General features: G+C 74.9%; 8 protein-coding genes. 4 read left to right on the forward strand and 4 right to left on the reverse strand.

The window, feature by feature from the left end; all coding sequences use genetic code 11:
- Window positions 1-5: 5 nt before the first annotated feature.
- Window positions 6-1310, reverse strand: coding sequence for a wax ester/triacylglycerol synthase domain-containing protein (locus ACTYVM_RS30510; RefSeq protein WP_445529066.1), 1305 nt, complete (start codon window positions 1308-1310; stop codon window positions 6-8).
- Between the two features lie 690 nt (window positions 1311-2000).
- Here ACTYVM_RS30510 and ACTYVM_RS30515 point away from each other — a divergent pair.
- The 4 genes from ACTYVM_RS30515 to ACTYVM_RS30530 are packed head-to-tail and all read left to right on the forward strand — an operon-like array spanning window position 2001 to window position 17943.
- The gene (locus ACTYVM_RS30515) at window positions 2001-3224 is read left to right on the forward strand and encodes an SDR family oxidoreductase (RefSeq protein WP_445529067.1); all 1224 of its coding nucleotides are present in this window, start codon (window positions 2001-2003) and stop codon (window positions 3222-3224) included.
- A gap of 39 nt (window positions 3225-3263) precedes the next feature.
- Entirely contained in the window at window positions 3264-4847 is a 1584-nt protein-coding gene (locus tag ACTYVM_RS30520; RefSeq protein ID WP_445529068.1) for a PfaD family polyunsaturated fatty acid/polyketide biosynthesis protein, read from the forward strand.
- Window positions 4848-4903: 56 nt separating this feature from the next.
- Entirely contained in the window at window positions 4904-11095 is a 6192-nt protein-coding gene (locus ACTYVM_RS30525) for an SDR family NAD(P)-dependent oxidoreductase (protein WP_445529069.1), read from the forward strand.
- Between the two features lie 56 nt (window positions 11096-11151).
- Complete coding sequence (locus tag ACTYVM_RS30530; protein WP_445529070.1) at window positions 11152-17943, forward strand: beta-ketoacyl synthase N-terminal-like domain-containing protein; 6792 nt, start codon at window positions 11152-11154, stop codon at window positions 17941-17943.
- An 84-nt stretch (window positions 17944-18027) separates the two neighbouring features.
- On the opposite strand, the gene ACTYVM_RS30535 is transcribed toward ACTYVM_RS30530, so the two are convergent.
- From ACTYVM_RS30535 to ACTYVM_RS30545, 3 genes are all read right to left on the reverse strand, one after another.
- Window positions 18028-19398, reverse strand: coding sequence for an ATP-binding protein (locus ACTYVM_RS30535; RefSeq protein ID WP_445529071.1), 1371 nt, complete (start codon window positions 19396-19398; stop codon window positions 18028-18030).
- A gap of 3 nt (window positions 19399-19401) precedes the next feature.
- The gene (locus ACTYVM_RS30540) at window positions 19402-20079 is read right to left on the reverse strand and encodes a response regulator transcription factor (RefSeq protein ID WP_445529072.1); all 678 of its coding nucleotides are present in this window, start codon (window positions 20077-20079) and stop codon (window positions 19402-19404) included.
- Window positions 20080-20214: 135 nt separating this feature from the next.
- Entirely contained in the window at window positions 20215-20904 is a 690-nt protein-coding gene (locus tag ACTYVM_RS30545) for a BPL-N domain-containing protein (protein WP_445529073.1), read from the reverse strand.

Genomic DNA, 20904 nt, shown 5'->3' on the forward strand with positions numbered 1-20904 from the left:
CCCGGTCACTCCGGTGCCGTGGCCCCTTCCAGCTCGCCCACGGCCTGCTCCCACAGTTCCGGAAGCAGTTCCCCGTGCGGAAGGGCACGGTCGGACACGAAGGCCACCTCGGCCCAGTCGCCGAAGAACGACAGGCCCACTCCGAAGAGGTTCCCGGGCACGAGCAGGGGGAGCAGGGCGACGCCCGTCACCTGGGTGTTCCCCAGGCTGCCCTTGTCGGCGACCGGCATGGACGTGGCCATGACCTGGGTGACGCGCGGGGAGAGCATCCTTCGCAGGTACCACTCGGTCGGGCGGTCGGGCATGTGGCGGACCAGGTCCTGGATGGCCTGCCGCCATGCCTCGCCCCGCAGTTTCCGGGTCGTCCCCATAACGTGCTCCAGGCGCCGCAGGGGCGCGTCGCCCTCCTGGGGCCTGGTCCCGCGTTCCGGGACGGGCCGGACGGGCAGCTCCAGCGGCAGGGCGAAGCAGCGGTTGCCCCAGGTCTGTTCCTCGTCCGGGCGGCGCGCGTCGACGGGCAGCAGTGCCGTCACCCGCGCAAGCGGTACGCCGGACTCGGCCGACCAGGCCGACAACGCCCCGGCGAGAGCGGCCAGATGGGCGTCGTGGGCCGATCCGCCACGCGCCGCGCCGATCCTGCGGAGCGTGTCCGCCGACACGCGGCCCCGCCACAGCCGCCGCTCTCCCGCGGGGACGAAGGGGACGGCCGAACGACGGCCTCGGACGACGAAGGAGCCGGCCATGAACATCGCCGCCAGCCCCACGGCCGTGCCCACCCGCCGGGGCAGACCGGTCAGCCGGCCCTTCCCCGGCACCGGGCGGGCCGAGGGCTCCCCCTCGCCCAGCATGGCCCGGAACGTCATCGCGGCAGCCGAACCGTCCTGGCAGGCGTGGTGGAAGCGGTAGCACAGGGCGTACTCGTCGGGCGCGTGGCCGTGGACCAGCCAGACCCCCCAGTAGGCGCCGGGCGCGAACGACGCGTTGAGGGCGGTGTGCAGGGCGCCGTCCCACCCCTCGGGTCCCTCCGCGACCACCTCGTGGACGTGCCGGTCGACGGCGAAGTCCGCGTCCGGCCGCCACCGGGAGCGCCGTGGGCCGCCCTCGACCCGGCTCGTCAGCAGGGGCAGTTCGCTCAGGCGGAAGCCCACGTACGCGCGGAGGTCCGCCAGGGCCGGGGGCGGCCCGCTCATGTAGGCGACGCCGCCGGCGTCCCAGCGGAGGTCGGGGTGGCGGCGTTCCATGCCGAGGAACGCGCGATCGACCGCGTGGGTGGGGTGGCCGGACCGGGCCGGGGGAACGGACACGGGCATCGGGGAACTTCCAATCGTGCCGACGGGCGGGCGGGGCGAGGCCGGGCACTCGACCGTCCCGACCGACCGGGACGGAACACCGGCCGGAAGGGCCGTCGGCCCGTGCGGATCCGCGGCGGTACCGAACGCGTCACCTCGGCCTGGATCACCACGGTTTATATCCGGCCGCGGTGAGCGGTCGTACGCGCCGGCGGGCGCCGCAGAGCACCGAATTCCCCTGCGCCCGGAGTACGCGCCCTCCCCCGCCCCACCGGGCTCGACGCCCCGCACCGCCCGCCGGCACAGAGGCGGAACCGCCCCGAACCGCCTCCCCGTTGCCGTCGGCGAGATCACCCGAAGGGAGGACAGGCCGTCGAGCGGCCTGCTCCGTCCAGCGGCGACGGTCGCGCCCGTAGGACCGGGCGCCCTGGCTCGCGACCGGGGCTTCGAAGAGCGGTCCGGGGCACCCGCAGAGAGTGGCGTGAGTCATCCGTTCAGGTGAGCCGGCGGGATCGAAGGCGCTGTCGCCGTCCACCATCTGACACTGTGTGACGTGCGCCGACGATCATCAGGCCGCTCCCGTCGGTGTCACGCCACGCCGTGGGACGGTCGGCTGCGTCCCGCTCCCCGGCCGCCGCAGCGACCCGGCCTTCGCCGCCCTCGCCCGCGGTCGCGGTCCTGTCCCTCTTCGGAGCCCTTGGAGCCAAGGTCATGCACGTCGCCCTCACCGGCGCCACCGGATTCCTCGGACTGCGTCTGCTGCGCCGTCTGCTCGACACACACCGGTCGGTGACGGTCCTGGTCCACGCGGGGTCGGGCGACGCGCTGCACCGCATCACCCGGTTCTTCGCACTGACCGGTGCGCCGGAGCCGTTCGTCGCCGGGCTCCCCGGCCGGCTGCGGGTGGTGGAGACCGAGTTGGAGGAGCCCGGGCTGGGGCTGTCCAGGGGCGCGTTCCAGGAGCTGGCCGACGGTCTCGGCACGATCTGGCACAGCGCGGGCAGCATCAACCTGGAGGGAGAGCTTCCCGAGCTGCGCCGGACCAACGTCGAAGGGACCAGGCACGTCCTGGAGTTGGCTGCCGCCGGACACCACAGACCCGTGGTCCACCACGTGAGTACCGCTTTCGTGGCCGGGAGCCGGCGTACCGGGGTGGTGTACGAGGACGAGCTGGACGACGCGTACGGCTTCGAGAACGCCTACGAGCGCTCCAAGTACGAGGCGGAGACGCTGATCCACGGGTGGGCGCGGGAGCACCGCCTTCCGGTCGTGGTGCTGCGGCCGAGCATCCTGGTCACGGACCTGCCGCCGCACCCGGACCTGCCCTCGCATCCGCTTCAGGTCGTCGAGCGGATCCTGCGCGACGCGGGACGCACCGCCGCTGCCGGGAGCGAGAGCGACGCCGGCGGCGGGCCCGACGGCCCCCACGGCTCCGGGCGGGGCGGCCGTCCCTGCGTCCGGATGGTGGGTCATCCGCACGGCCGGCTGAACCTGGTGCCGGTGGAGCACGCGGCCGAGGTCATGGTGCGACTGGCCGGCCGGACCCCCTCGGGCGGAGTCGACACGTACCACGTCGTCCATGACCGCGACGTGCCGCTGCCGACGATCGTGACCCTCCTGGAGCGGGCGGTCCAGCGGTCGATCGACCTGGTCGCCATGAAGCCGGACGACCCGTCGGCGCTGGAGGCGCTGCTGGACTTCTACCCGGGTCTGACGGCCTACCTGACCCACCGGCGGCGCTTCGACGACACCCGGGTGCGGGCCCTGTTCGGGCCGCCGACGGCCTCCGGACGGGTGGACGTCGACTACCTGTGGTCGGGCCTCGCCCCGAGGGACCGGGTTCCCTCCGGGCCGCCGCCCACGCCCGCGCTCACGCCCGCGCTCACGCCCGCGCTCACGCCCGACGCCGTCGTCCCGTCCGCCCCGTACGCCTGACCCGCGCGTCCTCCTCTCCCTCTCCGCTGGAGTCGCTCCGTGCCCGTCCTCCGCGCCCCCGGCGCCCCCGCCGCGCCCCCGCCGGTCTTCACTCTCGGGGAGATCGCCGCCCGTGCCCGACGGATCCGGGAGCCCGTACACGTCGTCAGCGGGCCGAGCGGCCGTGAGCTGGGGCTCGCGACCGGTCCCGTACCGGAAGGCCCGGTGCTCGGCACGCTGCCGCCGCTGTACCCCGAGTGGCTCGGCGGGCGCACCTTCTGCGAGGCGCACGGCGTCCGTTTCCCCTATGTGGCGGGCGAGATGGCGAACGGCATCGCCACCACCGCGATGGTGTCCGCGATGGCCCGGGCGGAGATGCTCGGGTTCTTCGGCGCCGGCGGCCTGGACCACGCCGAGGTGGAGCGGGCCGTGCACGCGCTGGCCCGGGAGTTGCGGTCCCGGCCGAACTGGGGCGTGAACCTCATCCACTCACCGGCCGAACCCGCGCTGGAGTTCCGCGTCGCCGAGCTGCTGCTGCGCTGTGGTGTGCCCCGGATCTCGGCGTCGGCGTTCATGGAGCTGACCCCGGCCGTCGTGTTGTGCTCGGCCCGGGGGCTGCGCCGGGGCGCCGACGGCGGGATCGTCCGGCGCACGCGGATGCTCGCCAAGGTCTCCCGGCCCGAGGTGGCCGAGAGGTTCCTCTCCCCCGCCCCGGCCGCGCTCCTTGACCGGCTCGTCCATGAAGGGAAGCTGACCTCGGAGGAGGCCGCTCTGGCGGCGCTGGTGCCGGTGGCCGAGGACATCACCGTGGAGGCCGACAGCGGAGGTCACACCGACAACCGGCCGTTGTCGGCCCTGCTGCCGAGGATCCTCCTGCTGCGCGACACGCTGTGCCGGCGGTTCGGCTACCCCAAGCCGGTCGGGATCGGCGCGGCCGGCGGGCTCGGCACGCCGGCCGCGGTGGCCGCCGCCTTCGCCCTCGGCGCGTCCTACGTGGTTGTCGGATCGGTGAACCAGACGACCGTCGAGGCGGGCCTGTCCGACGAGGCCAAGGCGATGCTCTGCGAGGCGGACGTCGCCGACGTGGCGATGGCACCGGCGGCGGACATGTTCGAGCTGGGCGTCACCCTGCAAGTGCTGTCCAGAGGGACGATGTTCGCCCAGCGGGCCGCCCGGCTCCACGCGGCCTACCGGGCGCACGGCGCACTCGAGGAGATCCCGCCCGCGGTGCGCGCCGCGATCGAACGGGACGTGCTGCGCGCCTCGTTCGAGGAGGTCTGGCAGCGCACGCGCGCGTTCTGGGAGCGGCGCGACCCCACGGAGATCACGCGCGCGGAGGCCGATCCGAAGCACCGTATGGCGCTGGTCTTCCGCTGGTACCTGGGCAGTTCCAGCCGGTGGGCGATCACCGGCGAGTCCGCCCGGCGTGCCGACTACCAGATCTGGTGCGGTCCGGCGATGGGCGCGTTCAACTGCTGGGTCGCGGGCACGTTCCTGGCCGACCCGGCGAACCGGTCCGTGGTGCAGATCGCCCTCAACCTGCTCGAGGGCGCCGCGGTGCTCACCCGCGCCCACCAACTGCGAACCTACGGAGTCCCGTTGCCGCCCGAGGCATTCACCTACACCCCGTGCGGGCTGGCGTGAGCGGCTCCGGCGCCCCGGAGGCGTCAGCAGCGGCCGGCCGGCCCCGAGAAAACGCCGTGTCCGCCTCCGCCACCGGGCAGGCCACCTCCCGGCAGGTGCCCGTCGCCGTGGTCGGTGTCGGCGCCCTGGTGCCCGGCGCGACGGACGCGGCCGGCTACTGGCGGATCGTGACCGGCGGCCGGGACCAGTTCACCGAGGTACCCGCCTCCCGCTGGCTGGTGGCGGACCACTACGACCCGGACCCGGCCGCCCCCGACAAGACGTACGCCCGCCGGGGCGCCTTCCTGCCGGAGGTGGACTTCGACCCGTTGGCGTACGGTGTGCCGCCCGCCAACCTGTCGGCGACGGACACCTCCCAACTGCTCGCCCTGCTGGTCGCCGACCAGGTGCTGGCCGACGCCGGCGGCCTGTCGGGGGTGGACCGGGACCGGGTGGGCGTCGTCCTCGGCGCGGCCGCCCTGGAGCTGCTCCCGCACATGTACGGGCGCGCCCATCGCCCGGTGTGGCTGAAGGCGTTGCGGGAGAGCGGTCTCGCCGAGGCCGAGGCGCGGGCCGTGTGCGACCGCATCGCGGCGCACTTCAGCCCGTGGCAGGAGTCGACCTTCCCGGGCCTGCTCGGCAATGTCGTCGCGGGCCGGATCGCCAACCGGTTCGACCTGCACGGCACCAACCACACCACCGACGCCGCCTGTGCCAGCTCCCTGGCGGCCCTGTCCACGGCGGTCGGTGAACTGGCGCTCGGGCGGGCCGACCTGGTGATCAGCGGAGGTGTGGACACCGGGAACGACATCGGCATGTTCCTGTGCTTCTCCAAGACGCCCGCCCTCTCCCGTACGGGTGACTGCCGTCCGTTCTCGGAGACGGCGGACGGGACCATGCTCGGCGAAGCGGTCGTCATGTACGCACTGAAGCGGCTGTCCGACGCGGAGCGGGACGGCGACCGGATCCACGCGGTGATCCGGGGCATCGGCACCTCGTCCGACGGCAGGAGTACGGCGATCTACGCGCCGCTTCCCGACGGTCAGGCACGGGCTCTGCGGCGCGCGTACGAACAGGCGGGCTACGGTCCGCAGACCGTGGAGCTGGTCGAGGCGCACGGGACCGGCACGAGGGCCGGGGACACCGCCGAACTGACCGCGCTGCGCGAGGTGTTCGAGACGTCGGGCCGTACGGACGGGCAGTGGTGCGCGATCGGCTCGGTCAAGTCGCAGATCGGCCACACCAAGTGCGCGGCGGGCGCGGCGGGGCTGCTCAAGGCGGTCATGGCCCTGCACCACAAGGTGCTGCCGCCGACCATCAAGGTCGACCGGCCGATCCCGGCGGCCGCCGCCCCGGACGGCCCGTTCTACGTCAACACCGAGACCCGGCCGTGGGTGCGGCCCGCCGGTCATCCGCGCCGGGCGTCGGTGTCGAGCTTCGGCTTCGGGGGCAGCAACTTCCACGCAACGCTGGAGGAGTACGTACCCTCGGGCAGCCCGGCCCGGGTGCCGCCGCGCCATCGCTCAGCGCCCAGCGAACTGGTCCTGTTCAGCGGCGCGTCACCGGCCGACCTGGTGCCGCTCGCGCCAACGGGACCAGGCGGTGACCGTCCGCTGGCCGCGCTCGCCCGGGAGAGCCAGAACGCGTTCTCGCCCACCGACCCGGTGCGGCTGGCCGTCGTCGCCACCAGCACCGAGGACCTGCGGGAGAAGTACGCGCGGGCGCTCACGCTGATCCGGCAGCGGCCCGGCACGACGTTCGCGACACCGAACGGAGTCCGGTACGCCTTCGGGGATCCCGCGCCCGGCCGGCTCGCCTTCCTGTTCCCGGGGCAGGGTTCCCAGTACGTCGGGATGGGCGCCGACCTCGCGATGCTGTCGCCCGCCGCCCAGGCCGTGTGGGATCGGCTGGGCGGCATGACGTTCGACGGAACGCCCCTGCACCGGGTGGTGTTCCCGCCGCCCGCCTTCGCCGACGAGGAACGCGCGGCCCGGGCGACACGTCTGGCCGCCACCGAGTGGGCGCAGCCGGCGCTCGCGGTGCAGGCGCTCGCGCTGCTGGACGTCCTGCGAGGTCTGGGACTGCGACCGGACTGCGTGGCGGGCCACAGTTTCGGTGAGCTGGTGGCGCTGCACTGCGCGGGTGTCCTGGACGCCGACGCACTGGTCGGCCTGGCCCGCAGGCGCGGTGAGCTGATGCGGGACGCGGCCGTCGTCCCGGGCGCGATGCTGGCCGTGGCGGCGGAGCGCGAGCACGTGGCGGCGGTGCTGGCCGGCGGCGACTTCGGCGCCCTCTGGCCCGCCAACCACAACTCCCCGCGGCAGGTGGTGCTTTCGGGCACGACGGGGGCCGTCGAGCGTGCCGAGAAGGCGTTCGCGGCCGAGGGTGTCGGCACACGCCGGCTGGCCACGTCGACCGCCTTCCACAGCCCGCTGGTCGCCCCGGCCGGTGAGCCGCTCGCCGCGTTCCTGCGCACGGTCCCGCTCTCGGAGCCCCGGATCGAGGTGTACGGCAACGCGGACGCGGCCCCGTACCCGTCGTCGCCCGACGAGGTACGCGACCGGATCGCCGGCCATCCGGCCTCACCGGTGTTCTTCCAGGACCAGATCGAGGCGATGTACGCGGCCGGGGTGCGGACCTTCGTCGAGGTCGGCGCGGGCACCGCGCTGACCGGCCTGGTCGGGCAGATCCTCGGTGGCCGCGAGCACGCGGCCGTCGCCCTGGACCGGCCGGACCGGTCGGGCGTCACCACCTTGCACACCGCGCTCGGCGAACTCGCCGTACGCGGTGTCCCTCTCGACCTCGATCCCCTCTGGGCGCCGTACGCCTCGCCCGGAACCCCAGTGAAGGAGCGCGCGCCCCGGATGACCGTGAAGATCAGCGGAGCCAACTACGGTCAGCTCTACCCGCCCCGCACCGAAGCCGCCGGACCACCGGCGCCTGAGCCTGCACCTGCGCCTGCGCCTGCGCTGGATCGTGGGCTCGAACGCCCCCACCCGCATCCCGTGCCCGCGTCCGAGATCCCGGCGGTTCCCATGTCCTCGTACGTCCCCGCTCCCGCCCACGCCCGGAAGCCGTCGGTGCACGAGACGGCGCCGCACACCGGGGAACCTGCGTCCGTGGACGGCGCCGTGTCCACGTACGGTGCCGAACCCGGGGCCGCGCTCGGCGCCGAATGGTACGCCGCGGTGGAGAGTGTCCAGCGGCAGACGGCGGAGACCCATGCGGCCTGCCAACGCATGCTGACCGACAGCCATATGGCCTTTCTGCGGATGACCGAGACAACCCTGGCCGCGATGCTCGGGGTGCAGGGCGTCGGTGGTGTGCTCGACGCGCCGGCTCCCCCGGCGCCTCCGGCTCCCCCGGCACCGCTGCCGCTCCCCCGGCCTTCGGCTCCCCGGCGGGACCCGGCACCCGTGACCCCGCCTCCGGTCGCGGCGGGAGGTCCCGGGGCAGTGCCCGCCCTCGTACCCACCGCACTCGCCGAGACGTTCTCGCCCGCGCCGGTCACCGGCGAAGACCGAGCGCCGGCCGCCGCCCCGGCGGGCTCTCCAGCACCGGCCACCGTCCCGGCGGGTCCTGCGGACCCGGCCGCCGATGCCGTGCCGCTGTCCGCGCCCGAACTGGAGCAACTGCTGCTCTCGGTGGTGGCCCGGCTCACCGGCTACCCGGCGGAGATGCTCAACGTGGACATGGAGCTGGAGGCGGATCTGGGCGTCGACTCGATCAAGCGCGTCGAGATCCTTTCGGCCGTACGCCGGAGCGTGGGCGAGGTGGCGACGGGAGACGTCGCGGAGCTCGGCAAGCTCCGCACGCTGCGCGAGATCGTCGAGGCGCTCACCGCCGGCGGCCGGCCGCCCGCGACTCCGGCGCCGGACCCCTTGGCCGTGACCGGGTCTCCCGCCGTTCCGGAGCATCCGGCCGCCCCGGAAGTCCCCGTCGACCCGGAGGTTCTCACCGCCCCGGAGATCCCCTCCATGCGCACCGGGTCGCAGCAGGGGGCGGCGGAGCTGACGAGGCTGGTGTCGCGTGCGGTGGAGTCAGCGGCGTCCGGCCTGGCGACGGCGGGGCTCTGGGACGGACCGCTCGTGGTGACGGGCGGGGGTTCCCACGGCGCCGCGCTCACCGCCCTCGTCGCGCGGAAGCTGGCGGAGCACGGCGTGGACGCCACCGCCATGGCGGAGGTGCCCGAGGACGCGCGCGGTGTCGTGCACCTCGGCGGGCTGACCGGGGGCGGTGCGCCGGACGATGCCCGCGAGGTCCACCGGTCGGTGTTCCACGCGGCGCGCACGGTGGCGGCCCGGGCGGCCGAACAAGGCGGGCTGTTCGTGACCGTGCAGGACACCGGAGGCGACTTCGGGCTCGGCGGTCACGCGCCCGACCGCGCGTGGCTGGGCGGCGTCGCCGGTCTGACCAGGACCGCGGCGAAGGAGTGGCCGGGCGTCTCGGTCAAGGCCGTCGACTGCGAGCGGGGCGCCCGGAGCGACGAGGAGGTCGCCGAGGCGATCGTGCGGGAGTTGCTCGACGGCGGCCCCGACCCGGAGGCGGGCCTCCGCGCGGACGGCACCCGCACCGTCCCGCGGTCCGTACCCGCGCCGGTGACGCCCGGCGGCACCCGGCGGATCACGTCGGAGTCGGTGGTCGTGGCCACCGGAGGGGCCCGCGGGGTGACCGCCGCCGCGCTCCTCGACCTGGCCAGGACCCACGGTCCGCGGATCGTGCTGCTCGGCAGGACGGCACCGGCTCCCGAGGCCGAAGGCCTCGCGTCGGCCGCGGACGAACCGGCGCTCACCCGGCTGCTCGCCGAGCGTGCCACCGAGGACCCGGCGAACTCCTCGCCCGCCCAAATCACGGCACGGGCCCGCGAGATCCTGGCCGCACGCGAGGTGCGGGCGACACTGGCGGCGCTGGAGGAGGCGGGCTCCCCCGTCCGGTACGTCCAGGTGGACGTCCGCGACGAGGACGCCGTCGCCGCCGCCCTGCGCGACGTACGTGACGTGTGGGGGCCGGTCACCGGCATCGTGCATGGTGCGGGCGTGCTGGCCGACAAGCTGATCGCCGACAAGACCGACGAGCAGGTCGAGCAGGTGATGTCCACCAAGGTGGACGGTCTGCGCGCGCTGCTGGCCGCGACGGCGGACGATCCGCTGGACGTGATCTGCCTGTTCTCCTCGGTGGCCGCCGTGTTCGGCAACGCGGGGCAGAGCGACTACGCCATGGCCAACGAGATCCTGGGGCAGGTGGCGTCCGCCGAGCAGGCCCGCCGCCCCGGCTGCCTGGTGCGGTGCGTCGCCTGGGGTCCGTGGCGCGGCGGCATGGTCACCCCCGCCCTGGCCGGGCACTTCGGCCGGTCCGGGGTTCCGCTGATCCCGCTGGAGCAGGGGGCGGCCGCCTTCACGGCCGAACTGGACGGCACGGCCGGTGAGGCCCGCGTCGTCCTGGTGGCCGGGGACGATCCGGCCGCCCTGTCCCCGGCCGGCGATCCGCGTCCGGCGCAGGTGCTGGTCCGGGCGGACAGCGCGCCGCAGCTGGCCGACCACGCGGTCACCGGAGTTCCCGTACTGCCCGTGGCGATGGTCCTGAACTGGTTCGCGGGGGCGGCCACCGCCTGGCTGCCGGACACCGGCCCCCTCACCCTGCGCGACCTGCGGGTGTACCAGAAGTACGCCCTGCCCGAACTGGCCGACACGGGCCACCGGCTCACCGTGCACGGCGGGCGGGGCGCGGCCGGGGCGCCGTCTGGGCTGGAGGCGGAACTGCGCGGGGAGAGCGGGGTGGCGCACTTCCGGACCGTACTGGACGCCGGGGCCGAAGCGCCGGATCCGGCCGCGTGGGGCGGTCCGGACGGCCTCAAGCCGCTGGACCGCACCGAGTTGTACGACGGGGAGAGCCTCTTCCACGGCCCCCGGTTCCACTCCGTCCGCTCCCTGCACGGTGTTTCCGAGCACGGGGCCGAGGCGGTCGTCGCGGGCGTGCGCGCCCTTCAGTGGCCGGGCGAGCACTGGCCGCTCGACCCGGCCGCCGTGGACGGCGCGCTCCAACTCGCCCTGGTCTGGGCGCAGGAGCAGCTGGGTGGGGCAACGCTGCCGATGGCCGTCGCGGAGTGCAGGGTGCACCGGCGCGGCGCCGTGGACGGCACCGTGCGGTGTGTGCTGCGGGGCCGGAAGGTGCACAGCACGGGAGCGCGCTGCGATGCGGCGCTGCTCGACGCCGACGGAGCCGTCCGCCTGGAACTGCTCGGCGTGGAACTCGTCCGCCGCCCCTCCTGAGCCCCCGGCCCCCGCGCACCTGCCCTGCACTGGCCCTGCCGTGAAGTGAGACCTGCATGCAATGCGAACCGATCGCCGTCGTCGGCCGGGGCTGTGTGCTGCCCGACGCGCTCGATCCGGACACGTTCTGGGACAACATCGCCGCGGGCCGCACCAGCCTGTCGGCCGTCCCGGACGGTCGCTGGCGGCTGCCGCGCCACTGGGCCATGGGCTCGGTGGACGACCACCTCGACCGCACCTGGACCGATGTCGGCGGGTACGTACGGGGCTTCGAGTCCGTCTTCGACCCGAGCGGCTTCCGGATCGCCCCGGAGCGGATCCTGTCGCTGGACCCGCTCTTCCACTGGGTCATGTACGGCGTCCGGCAGGCGCTCACGGAGGCCGGCCGCGAGGGCCCGCTCCCGCGCGCGGGTCTTGTGCTGGGAAACCTGTCCTATCCCACGCCCTCGGGGGCGGCTTTCGCCGAGCACGTCTGGCTGTCCGCCCAGCGACCCGAGCTCCGTGACGCCCTGCTGACGGGAGAGCGCAGGGCGCGGCCCGACGCCCGCAACCGCTTCTCGTCCGGGCTGCCCGCCCGGCTCGCGGCCCGGGCCCTCGGGCTTGGCGCGGGCGCGTGGTCCCTCGACGCCGCCTGCGCGTCGTCGCTGTACGCGGTCAAGCTGGCGTGCGACCGGCTGCACGACGGCACGGCGGACCTGATGGTGGCCGGTGCGGTCAGCCGGGCGGACCCCCTCTATCTGCACGTGGGGTTCTGCGGGCTGTCCGCGACGAGCCGTACCGGGCGCAGCCGGCCCTTCCACCGGGACGCGGACGGGCTGGTGCACGGCGAGGGCGCCGGGTTCGTCGCCCTGATGCGGTGGTCCGAGGCCCGCGCCGCCCGTCTGCCCGTGCTCGGGGTGATCCGCGGTGTCGGACTGTCCAACGACGGGCGCGGCGCCGGGCTGATCAGTCCGTCGGAGGAGGGTCAGGTCCGGGCCATGCGCCTGGCGTACGAGGCGGCGGGCGTCGCGCCCGAGTCCGTGTCGCTCGTCGAGTGCCACGCGACGGGGACGCCGGTCGGGGACGCGGTGGAGGCGCGCGGCATGGCCCGGGTCTTCGGGGCCGGTGACGACGTGCCGATCGGTTCGGTGAAGTCGAACGTCGGGCACCTGCTGGCGTCCGCGGGCGCGGCGGGGCTGCTGAAGGTGCTCGGCGCGCTGCGTGCGGGGATCCGTCCGGCGACGCTCGGCGCGCAGCGGCCGCTTCAGGCGCTCGCGGGTACGCCGTTGCGGGTGCTGACCGCGCCGGAGACGTGGCCGGGGCCGCGTCGGGCGGCGGTGAGCGCGTTCGGGTTCGGCGGGACCAACGCCCATCTGGTGGTGGACCTTCCGGACGGCGACCCGGTGTCCGCCGCATCGCGACCGGTCCGCCCGGCCGCCGCGTCGCGACCGGCCCGCCCTGCTGCCGTCGTGCCCGCCCCGGCCCGGGTGCGGGAGTCGCCGGGCGGCCGTACGCGGGTGGCGATCGTCGCCCTCGGCGCCCGCGTCGGCGACGGCAGCCTTACCGAGGACTTCCGGCGGGCGGTGCTGGGCGGTGAACGGTGTGGCCCCGCCACGGAGATCGCCGTGGAGTTGCGGAACCTCTGCTTCCCGCCCCTGGCCCTGAAGCGAACGGTGCGTCATCAGCTCCTGGTGCTCGAGGCCGCCCGGGAGGCCGTACGGTCGGTGTCCCTGCCCCGGGAGCGGACCATGGTGGTCGTCGGCATGGGGGTGGACCCCGAGGTCGCCCGGGCGGGCGCTCGCTGGCGGGTTCCCCACTGGCTGGAGCAGGCCGGGCTTCCCACCACGGAAGTGTCGGTGGGCCCGGCCCGGGACGCGTTCGTGCCGCCCATGACCGCGGAGGCGGTGGTGGGCAGCATGCCGAACCTTGCGGCGAACCGGATCAGTACCCAACTCGACCTGGCGGGGCCGGGATTCGCGGTCTCGGCGGAGGAGGCGTCCGGGCTGGTGGCGCTGGAGCTGGCGGCCCGGGCCGTCCGGTCGGGGGAGGTCGACGCCGCGCTCGTCGGGGCCACCGACCTGTCCTGCGAGGCGGTGCACCAGGCCGCCCTGCGGGAACTCGGACGCGACGACGAGCCGGGGGACGCCGCGGTCGTCCTGGTCCTCAAGTCCCTGGACACCGCGCGCAGGGACGGCGACACCGTCGTCGCCCTGCTCGACGACGCCTCCGACGGCGACTCGGACGACGCCTGCGACGGCGCACCCGACATGGTCGTCGGGGACGGCCCCGACGCGGTGTTCGACCCGGCGTCGGCCTTCGGGCGCGCGGACGCCGCGCACGGGCTGGTCTGCGTCGCGGTCGCGGCGCTCGCGCTGCAGCACCGCGCGGTGCCGCGCACAGGCGGTCCGGCGGACGCCGCCGCCGTCCCGCAGACCGCGAAGGCCGTGGTGACACCGTGGGAAGGGCCCGCCGCGAGTGTCCGGCTGCGCGCGGGAGACGCCCGGCCGTGGCTGCGGGGCCCGGCTCCGCGGCTGCACGTGTTCTCCGGGGCGGACCGCCGGCAGGTGCTGGCCGCGCTGGAGGCCGGTGCGGAGTCCGACACCGGGCCGGCCCGCCTGGTGCTCGTTGCCGACGACGACGCGCTGCCGGGCCGCGAGGAGGCCGCCCGCCGCTGGCTGGCCGAGGGCGGGCCCCGTCCCGCCGATGTGCTGTACCGGGACAGGCCGGTCACCGGGCAGACGGCGTTCGTCTACACCAACGGCTCGGCCGCCTACCCGGGTATGGGGCACGCGTTGATGCTCGCGCTGCCGTCGCTCCGCGAGGCCGTCCGGGCCCGGCACGGGGCGATCGGCGCGCGGCTGCGGTCCCGGGCGGAGCACGGGGTGCTCGACCAGATCTGGGCCGCCGCCGAACTCGCCGTCCACCACACCGTGTTCACCCGGGAGGTGCTCGGGCTGCGGCCGGACGCCGCCCTCGGGTACTCCTCGGGCGAGTCGGCGGCCCTGGTGGCGCTGGGTGCCTGGCCGGACGCCGCGGGGTTGTACGACGCCACGAGGGACAGCGGTCTGTTCACGACCGAGCTCACCGGTGAACTCCGGGCGGTCCGGCGCCACTGGGAGCGTGTGGGCGTCCGGGGCCGGCGCTGGTCGAGCCATCTGGTCAGTGCGCCCCTGGAGGTGGTCCGTGCCGAACTCGCCGCCGAGGTCGCGGTTCATCTGATGGCTGTGAACGCGCCCGGAGTCTGCGTCATCGGCGGCGAGTCCCGCGCGTGCGCGGCCGTCGTGGCCAGGATCGGCGCCGACCGCGCGATCGAGCTCGACTACGACCTGGCCGCCCACGCACCGGAGTTGGCGGAGATCCGAGAGGTGTGGCGTCAGACCCACCGGCAACCCACCGTCGATGTGCCGGGGGTGAGGTTCTACAGCGGGGCCACCGGGCAGTCGTACCGGCCGACGGCCGAGCGGGCCGCCGAGGCGCTCACCGCGCAGGGGCTGAACACGATCGACTTCGCGGCCACGGTCGAGCAGGCGTGGGCCGACGGTGTCCGGGTCTTCGTGGAGCACGGGCCGCGCAAGCTGTGCACCGGCTGGATCAAGCGAGTGCTCGGCGACCGGGACCATGTGGCCGTCGCCCTGGACGCCCCGGGCGACACCGGGCTGCGGCAGCCCTGCCTCGCGGTGGCGGAACTCGTCGTCGCGGGGGTGCCGGTACGCGCCGACGAGTTGTTCGCCCGGCTCGCGGAAGCCGCCACCGAGGTCCGGCGTCCCGGGCCCACCGTCACCGTGCCCGTACCCGCGTCTCCGTGTCTGCCGCCGCTGGAGCCGGCCCTGGTGACCCTGCCCCGGGCCCCCGAACTGGCGCCGGTGCCGGACCGGGAGGCCGGCCGGTCCGCGGCGCGGGCCGACATCGCCGTGCCCCGCCCCGGTGCCGCGACGCGGCGCCTGCGGCCCGATGTCGGGCCGCAGGCGCCGGACGAGCGGGAGCCGGAGGGGCAGGAACCGGAGAGGCGCGACCCGGACAGGCGGGAGTCGGACGAGCAGGACCCGGAGAGCCGGGACCCGGACAGGCAGGACCCGGACAGGCGGGACCCGGACAGGCCGGAGTCGCGCGCGGCCGGAGCCCGTGCCGCGGTCCTCCGGCAGAGCGAGCGGGTCGCCGCGCTGCACCAGGAGGTCGTCGCCGGGCACGCCGAGGCCCATCAGCGGTTCCTGCGGCTGTCCGCTCTCGCCGTCACCGTGCTGGGGAGCGGCGCGCCCGTTCCCGTACGGCCGCCGGGCCTCCCGGCACCGCGTCCGGTGGCCGGGCCGCCACCGGCCCCCGTACGGCCCGTGCCCCGCCCGGCGGAGTTGCCCGCTCCCCCGCCGGAAAGGGCCGCACCCGCGCCGCCGCCCTCGAGACCCGGGCCGAAGTTCGACCGCGCCCAGTTGGAACACCTCGCCTCCCGGGAGGTCTCCGCGCTGTTCGGTCCCCGGTTCGCCGAGCAGGACGCGTACGCGGTGCAGACCCGGATGCCCGAGCCGCCCATGCTGCTCGCGGACCGGGTCACCGGCATCGACGCGGTGCCGGCGGCGCTCGCCGCGCCGGGCCCGGCGCGCACCGACGGGACGATCTGGACGGAGACCGACGTCCGGCCCGACAGCTGGTACCTGGACTCCACCGGGCGCATGCCCGCCGGGCTGCTGATCGAGGCGGGCCAGGCGGATCTGCTCCTGCTCAGCTGGCTGGGCGTCGACCTCCTCAACCGGGGCGAGCGCGCCTACCGGCTGCTCGGCTGCGAGGTGACGTACCACGGCAGCCCGCCGGAGGCGGGCGACACCCTGCGCTACGAGATCCACGTCGACGGCCACGCGGAGCACGACGGCGTCCGGCTGTCCTTCTTCCACTACGACTGCTCTGTGGACGGCGAACTCCGGCTCAGCGTCCGGGAGGGCCAGGCCGGGTTCTTCACCCCTGAGGAGCTCGCGGGCAGCGGAGGCGTGCGGTGGGATCCCGCCGAGCGGCCGCCCGGCGACGACCTGCCGCTCGACGCGCCCGCCGTGCGCTGCGGGCGGACCCGCTTCGACGCCGACCGGGTCCGGGCGCTGGCGCAGGGGCGGCCGGCGGACTGCTTCGGCCCCGGCTGGGAGGCGACGGCGGCGCACGTCCGCTCACCGGGGCTCGACGACGGCAGGCTGCGGCTGCTGCATGAGGTGACCGCGTTCGACCCGGCCGGAGGGCCGTGGGGCCGCGGCTACCTGCGGGCCGAGACCCCTCTGTCGCCCGACGACTGGTTCTTCGGCGGGCACTTCAAGAACGACCCCTGCATGCCAGGCACCCTGATGCTCCAGGGCGGTCTCCAGGCGATGGCGTTCTACCTGGCGGCCATGGGCTTCACCGTGGACCGGGACGGCTGGCGTTTCGAGCCCGTCGACGGCCGGCCCGTCAGGGCCATGTGCCGGGGCCAGGCGACTCCGGCCGGCCGGCGGGTCGTCTACGAGGTGTTCGTGCGCGGCGTCTCGGCCGGGCCGGTGCCGACGCTGTACGCCGACGTGCTGGGCTGGGTGGACGGGACGAAGGCGTTCCTGGGCCAGGACGTGGCGCTGCGGCTGGTACCCGACTGGCCGCTGTCGCACTGGCGGCGCTCGGGCCCGCCTGCCGTGCAGGGCAGCGGTACGCCCGTGCCGCTCCCCCTGCTCGGCGGGCTGGCCGGGCACCGGGAGGAGAAGCCGGTGGCGACGGGGGCCGACGGGTTCCCCTTCGGCTACGCCTCGTTGCTGGCCTGCGCCTGGGGACGTCCCAGTGAGGCCTTCGGCACCGCGTACGAACCCTTCGACGGCACCCGCAGGGTCGCGCGGCTGCCCGGTCCCCCCTACCACTTCATGAGCCGGATCGTCTCGGTGGACGGCCCGCAGGGCGGTATGCGGGAGGGCAGCAGTGTCGTCGCGGAGTACGACGTGCCCGCGCGGGCCTGGTACTTCGAGCAGAGCGGCGGCCGTGCGATGCCGTTCGCCGTCCTGATGGAGATCGCGCTGCAACCCTGTGGATGGCTGGCCTCGTACGTGGGCAGCGCGCTGACCACCGACACGGATCTGCTGTTCCGCAACCTCGACGGGTCGGGGACGGTCACCGGTGAGGTCACCCCGGCGACGCGCACGGTCCGCACCCATGCCGAACTGACGCGTGTCTCCCGCGGCGGCGACATGATCGTCGAGTCGTTCCGGGTGCGGTGCACGGCCGACGGGGTGCCGCTGTTCGACCTGTCCACGGCCTTCGGCTACTTCCCGCCGTCGGCGTTCGACCACCAGCAGGGCCTCACGGTGCCGGCCGAGGACCGGGCCCGTCTCGACGAGCCCTGCGACCGCACCGTCGACCTGACCGCCCGGCCCGCTCGGTACTGCGCCGGGGAACTTCGGCTGCCGGGCCCGATACTGCTGATGCTCGACCGGATCACCGGCTCCTGGCCGGACGGGGGCAGCCGGGGGCTCGGGCGGCTGCGGTCGGAGAAGGACGTTTCCCCGGACGAGTGGTTCTTCCGGGCGCACTTCTTCCAGGACCCGGTGCAGCCGGGGTCGTTGGGTGTGGAGGCCATGTGCCAGCTGCTCCAGTACCACCTGCTGGAGCGCGGCGCGGCACACGGCATCCCCCGGCCCCGTTTCGAGCCGGTGCTGCCCGGACGCGAGACGGCATGGACGTACCGCGGCCAGATCACCCCGGCCAACCGGCTGATCCGGGTGGACATGGACATCGTGGAGAGCGGTACGGACGCACGCGGGCCCTATGCGACGGCGGACGCGTCGCTGTGGGGCGACGACAGGTGCATCTACCGCGTGCGCGGGCTGGGTGTGCGCGTGGTGTCCGACGCCGCTCCCGGGCCCGCGCCCGCGCCGTGACGTGGGTGCCCGGTCGTCCCGCGCCGGCTCCCCGGGCCTGTCGTCCGGCGTCCCGCCGGGCCGGCGGCGGGCCCGGGCGGCTCTTCACGGGCCCCGTTCCGTCGTCGGCAGCAGGACGACCAGCCGGGCGCCGGGCCGGTTGTCCTCGATGCGCGTGCTGCCGTGGTGAGCCGTGACGGTGTCACGGACGATGGCGAGGCCGAGACCGCTGCCGCCGGTGTCCCGGGCCCGGGCGTCGTCGAGCCGGGTGAAGCGCCCGAAGACGCGTTCACGGTCGGCCTCGGGGATGCCGGGCCCGTCGTCGGCGACGATCAGTTGCGCGGTGTCGCCGAGGGTGCGGAGGCTGACGTCGATCCGGGTGCCCGCATGGCGCGCCGCGTTGTCGAGCAGGTTGCGTACGACACGGGCGAGGGCGTCCTCGTCGCCCGCCACACGTGCCGCGCCGACGGCGTGCTGGTCGATGACGAGCCGGGTGCGCCGGCGGGCTTCGCGCACTTCGGTGAAGACGATCTCGTCGAGGTCGACGGGGCGGGCCCGCGGCCGTGGCCGGGCGTCCAGCCGTGCGAGGTGGAGCAGGTCGTCGACGAGCCGGGTGAGCCGTTCGGTCTGCGGGAGGAGCCCGGTGGCGAGGGACCGCCCGTCGGTCAGGCCGGGGTGCTGGGCCGCGACGGACAGACGGGTGTGCAGGGTGCTCAGCGGGGTGCGCAGTTCGTGGGCCGCGTCCGCGACGAACCGCCGCTGCCGTCGCGTCGACGCGTCCAGCCGGGCCAGCAGGTCGTTGAGGGTCGTGGCCAGCCGGCCGAGCGCGTCGTCGGCGGGCGGTACGTCGAGGCGGCGGCTCAGGTCGGACGCGGTGATCTCGGCGGTCTGGGCGCGCATGCCCTCCACGGGGCGCAGCGCGCGCCCGGTGAACAGCCACACGACTCCGGTGAGGGCGGCGACGACCGCCGGCACGCCGGTCGCCAGACCGACGGTGAGCCGGGCCAGACCGCGGTCGACGCTCCCCGTGGGGAGGGCCACGTAGACGGTCACCGGGTCGCGGGCGGTGCCCGCCGGTATGCCGACGGCTCGCCAGGTCCCGCCCGGCCCCACGGGGATGTCGGCGACGGTGCGGGCGTGCGGGGTGGCGGACCGGCTCGCCGGGAAGGTGAACGCGGGCGGGCGGCCCCGCAGGTTGGCCGAGCTGGCCAGCACCTTCCCCTTTCCGGCGATCACCTGGACGGCGGCTCCCCCGTGGTCGGCGACGGGCACGTCCGCGCTGTCCCTGTCCGCCGCGACGACCTGGGCTCGTTGCAGGGCGGCCTGGTCGAGTTCGCCGATCAGGCTGGCGTGCAGCCAGACGACGAGCAGCACGGCGGCTCCGGCCAGCCCGGTGGCGATGACCGCGGCGGCGGCCGCGGTCAAGCGCAGCCGCAGTGACCGGCGGGCCCACCAGTATCGGATGCCCCCGGTCATCGGTCACCCCGCGCCGTCGCGCAGCCGGTAGCCGGCGCCGCGGACGGTCTCGATGGTCCGGCGGCCGAACGGGGCGTCGATCTTGCGGCGGAGGTAGCCGACGTAGACCTCGACGATGTTGGTGTCGCCGTCGAAGTGCTCGTCCCACACGTGGATGAGGATGTCCGTCTTGCTGATCACCTCGTCGGGGTGCCTGAGCAGGTATTCGAGCAGCGTGAACTCGCGCGCGGTCAGGTCGATCTCGCGGTGTCCACGACGGCAGCGGCGGCGCGCTGGGTCGAGGGTGAGGTCTCCGGCGGTGAGGACGGCGGGGCGGGCGGGCGCTCCGCGCCGCAGCAGGGCCCTGAGATGGGCGACGAGCACGACGTAGGAGAAGGGCTTGCTCAGGTAGTCGTCGGCGCCGAGGTCGAGGGCGTCGGCCTCGTCGTACTCCCCGGCCTTCGCGCTGAGTATCAGCACCGGTGTCCAGGTCTGGGCGGCCCGCAGGCGTTTGAGGACCTCGTACCCGGACAGGCCGGGCAGCATGATGTCGAGCACGATGACGTCGTACGGCTCGTGCAGGGCCCGCCACAGTCCGTCCGGGCCGTCGTGGACCACGTCCGAGACGAATCCCTCGGCGGCAAGCCCGTCGGCGATCGCCTCGGCGAGTGCCTGCTCGTCCTCAATGATCAGCGTCCGCATCGCAGCCTCTCAGGAACCACGATAGCTCCGGACCGGAGCGGCTTCCTGGGAGGCGGTCGAGGAGTGGGGCGGCCCACGGGCAGGGGCCGTACTCACGGGGTGGGCATCCCCTCCATCCTTCAGTCCTTCCGTCGTTCAGTCCTTCAGTGCCGATTCCACCAGGTCCACGGCCAGGTCCAGGGTGTGGTGCACGGGCAGGCCGTGGTCGGTGTACCAGGCGGTCGTGGCCTCGGGGTGGGGGCCGGTGACCGCGACCCGTCCGCGGCCGAAGCGGGTCGCGAGGGCGGCGGGGGCGCCGTTGTCGTAGGTGGCGAGGACGGTGGCCTCGGCATGCTCGTCGAGGACGAAGAGCGGGCCGTCCTGGAAGAACACAGTGCGGGGCCGGCCTCTCCAGACCACCGTGACCAGGGTGTCGCTCTCGTCGTGGACGGTGGCCCCCGGGGAGGAGATGTACTGGTCGGTGTCGCCGGGGAGCAGGCCGAAGCCCGGTGTGGCCCCGGCGAGGTAGCCGCCGAGGCAGAACCCGAGGTAGCGCCCGCCGTCGCGGACGAAGTCGCGGATCTCCCGGCGCCGCCGCCGCAGTCTCCGGTAGGCGGAGGCGAGCGTGCCGCCGCCGGGCTGGGCGTACAGCAGGGCCTGGGAGAGGGTCTCGGCCGACAGCGCGAGCGCCTCGTCCGGGCCGGTGAAGCGGACGTCCAGGTCCCACGGCCCCGAGGAGAGCAGTCCGGCGACCGCCTCGGGGCAGCCGGGCAGCGAGGCCGGGCCGCGGTAGACGAGGGCGAGGGGACGGCGTCCGGCTGCCCCGGAATGCGTCAGGTGTGTCAT

It is taken from the genome of Streptomyces cyslabdanicus (assembly GCF_052663305.1).

What these genes read in the sequence shown, in the direction of transcription:
- ACTYVM_RS30510 (WP_445529066.1), bottom strand. Translation starts at nt 1,310, where the DNA reads ATGCCCGTGTCCGTTCCCCCGGCCCGGTCCGGCCACCCCACCCACGCG.
- ACTYVM_RS30540 (WP_445529072.1), bottom strand. Translation starts at nt 20,079, where the DNA reads ATGCGGACGCTGATCATTGAGGACGAGCAGGCACTCGCCGAGGCGATC.
- ACTYVM_RS30535 (WP_445529071.1), bottom strand. Translation starts at nt 19,398, where the DNA reads ATGACCGGGGGCATCCGATACTGGTGGGCCCGCCGGTCACTGCGGCTG.
- ACTYVM_RS30530 (WP_445529070.1), top strand. Translation starts at nt 11,152, where the DNA reads ATGCAATGCGAACCGATCGCCGTCGTCGGCCGGGGCTGTGTGCTGCCC.
- ACTYVM_RS30515 (WP_445529067.1), top strand. Translation starts at nt 2,001, where the DNA reads ATGCACGTCGCCCTCACCGGCGCCACCGGATTCCTCGGACTGCGTCTG.
- ACTYVM_RS30545 (WP_445529073.1), bottom strand. Translation starts at nt 20,904, where the DNA reads ATGACACACCTGACGCATTCCGGGGCAGCCGGACGCCGTCCCCTCGCC.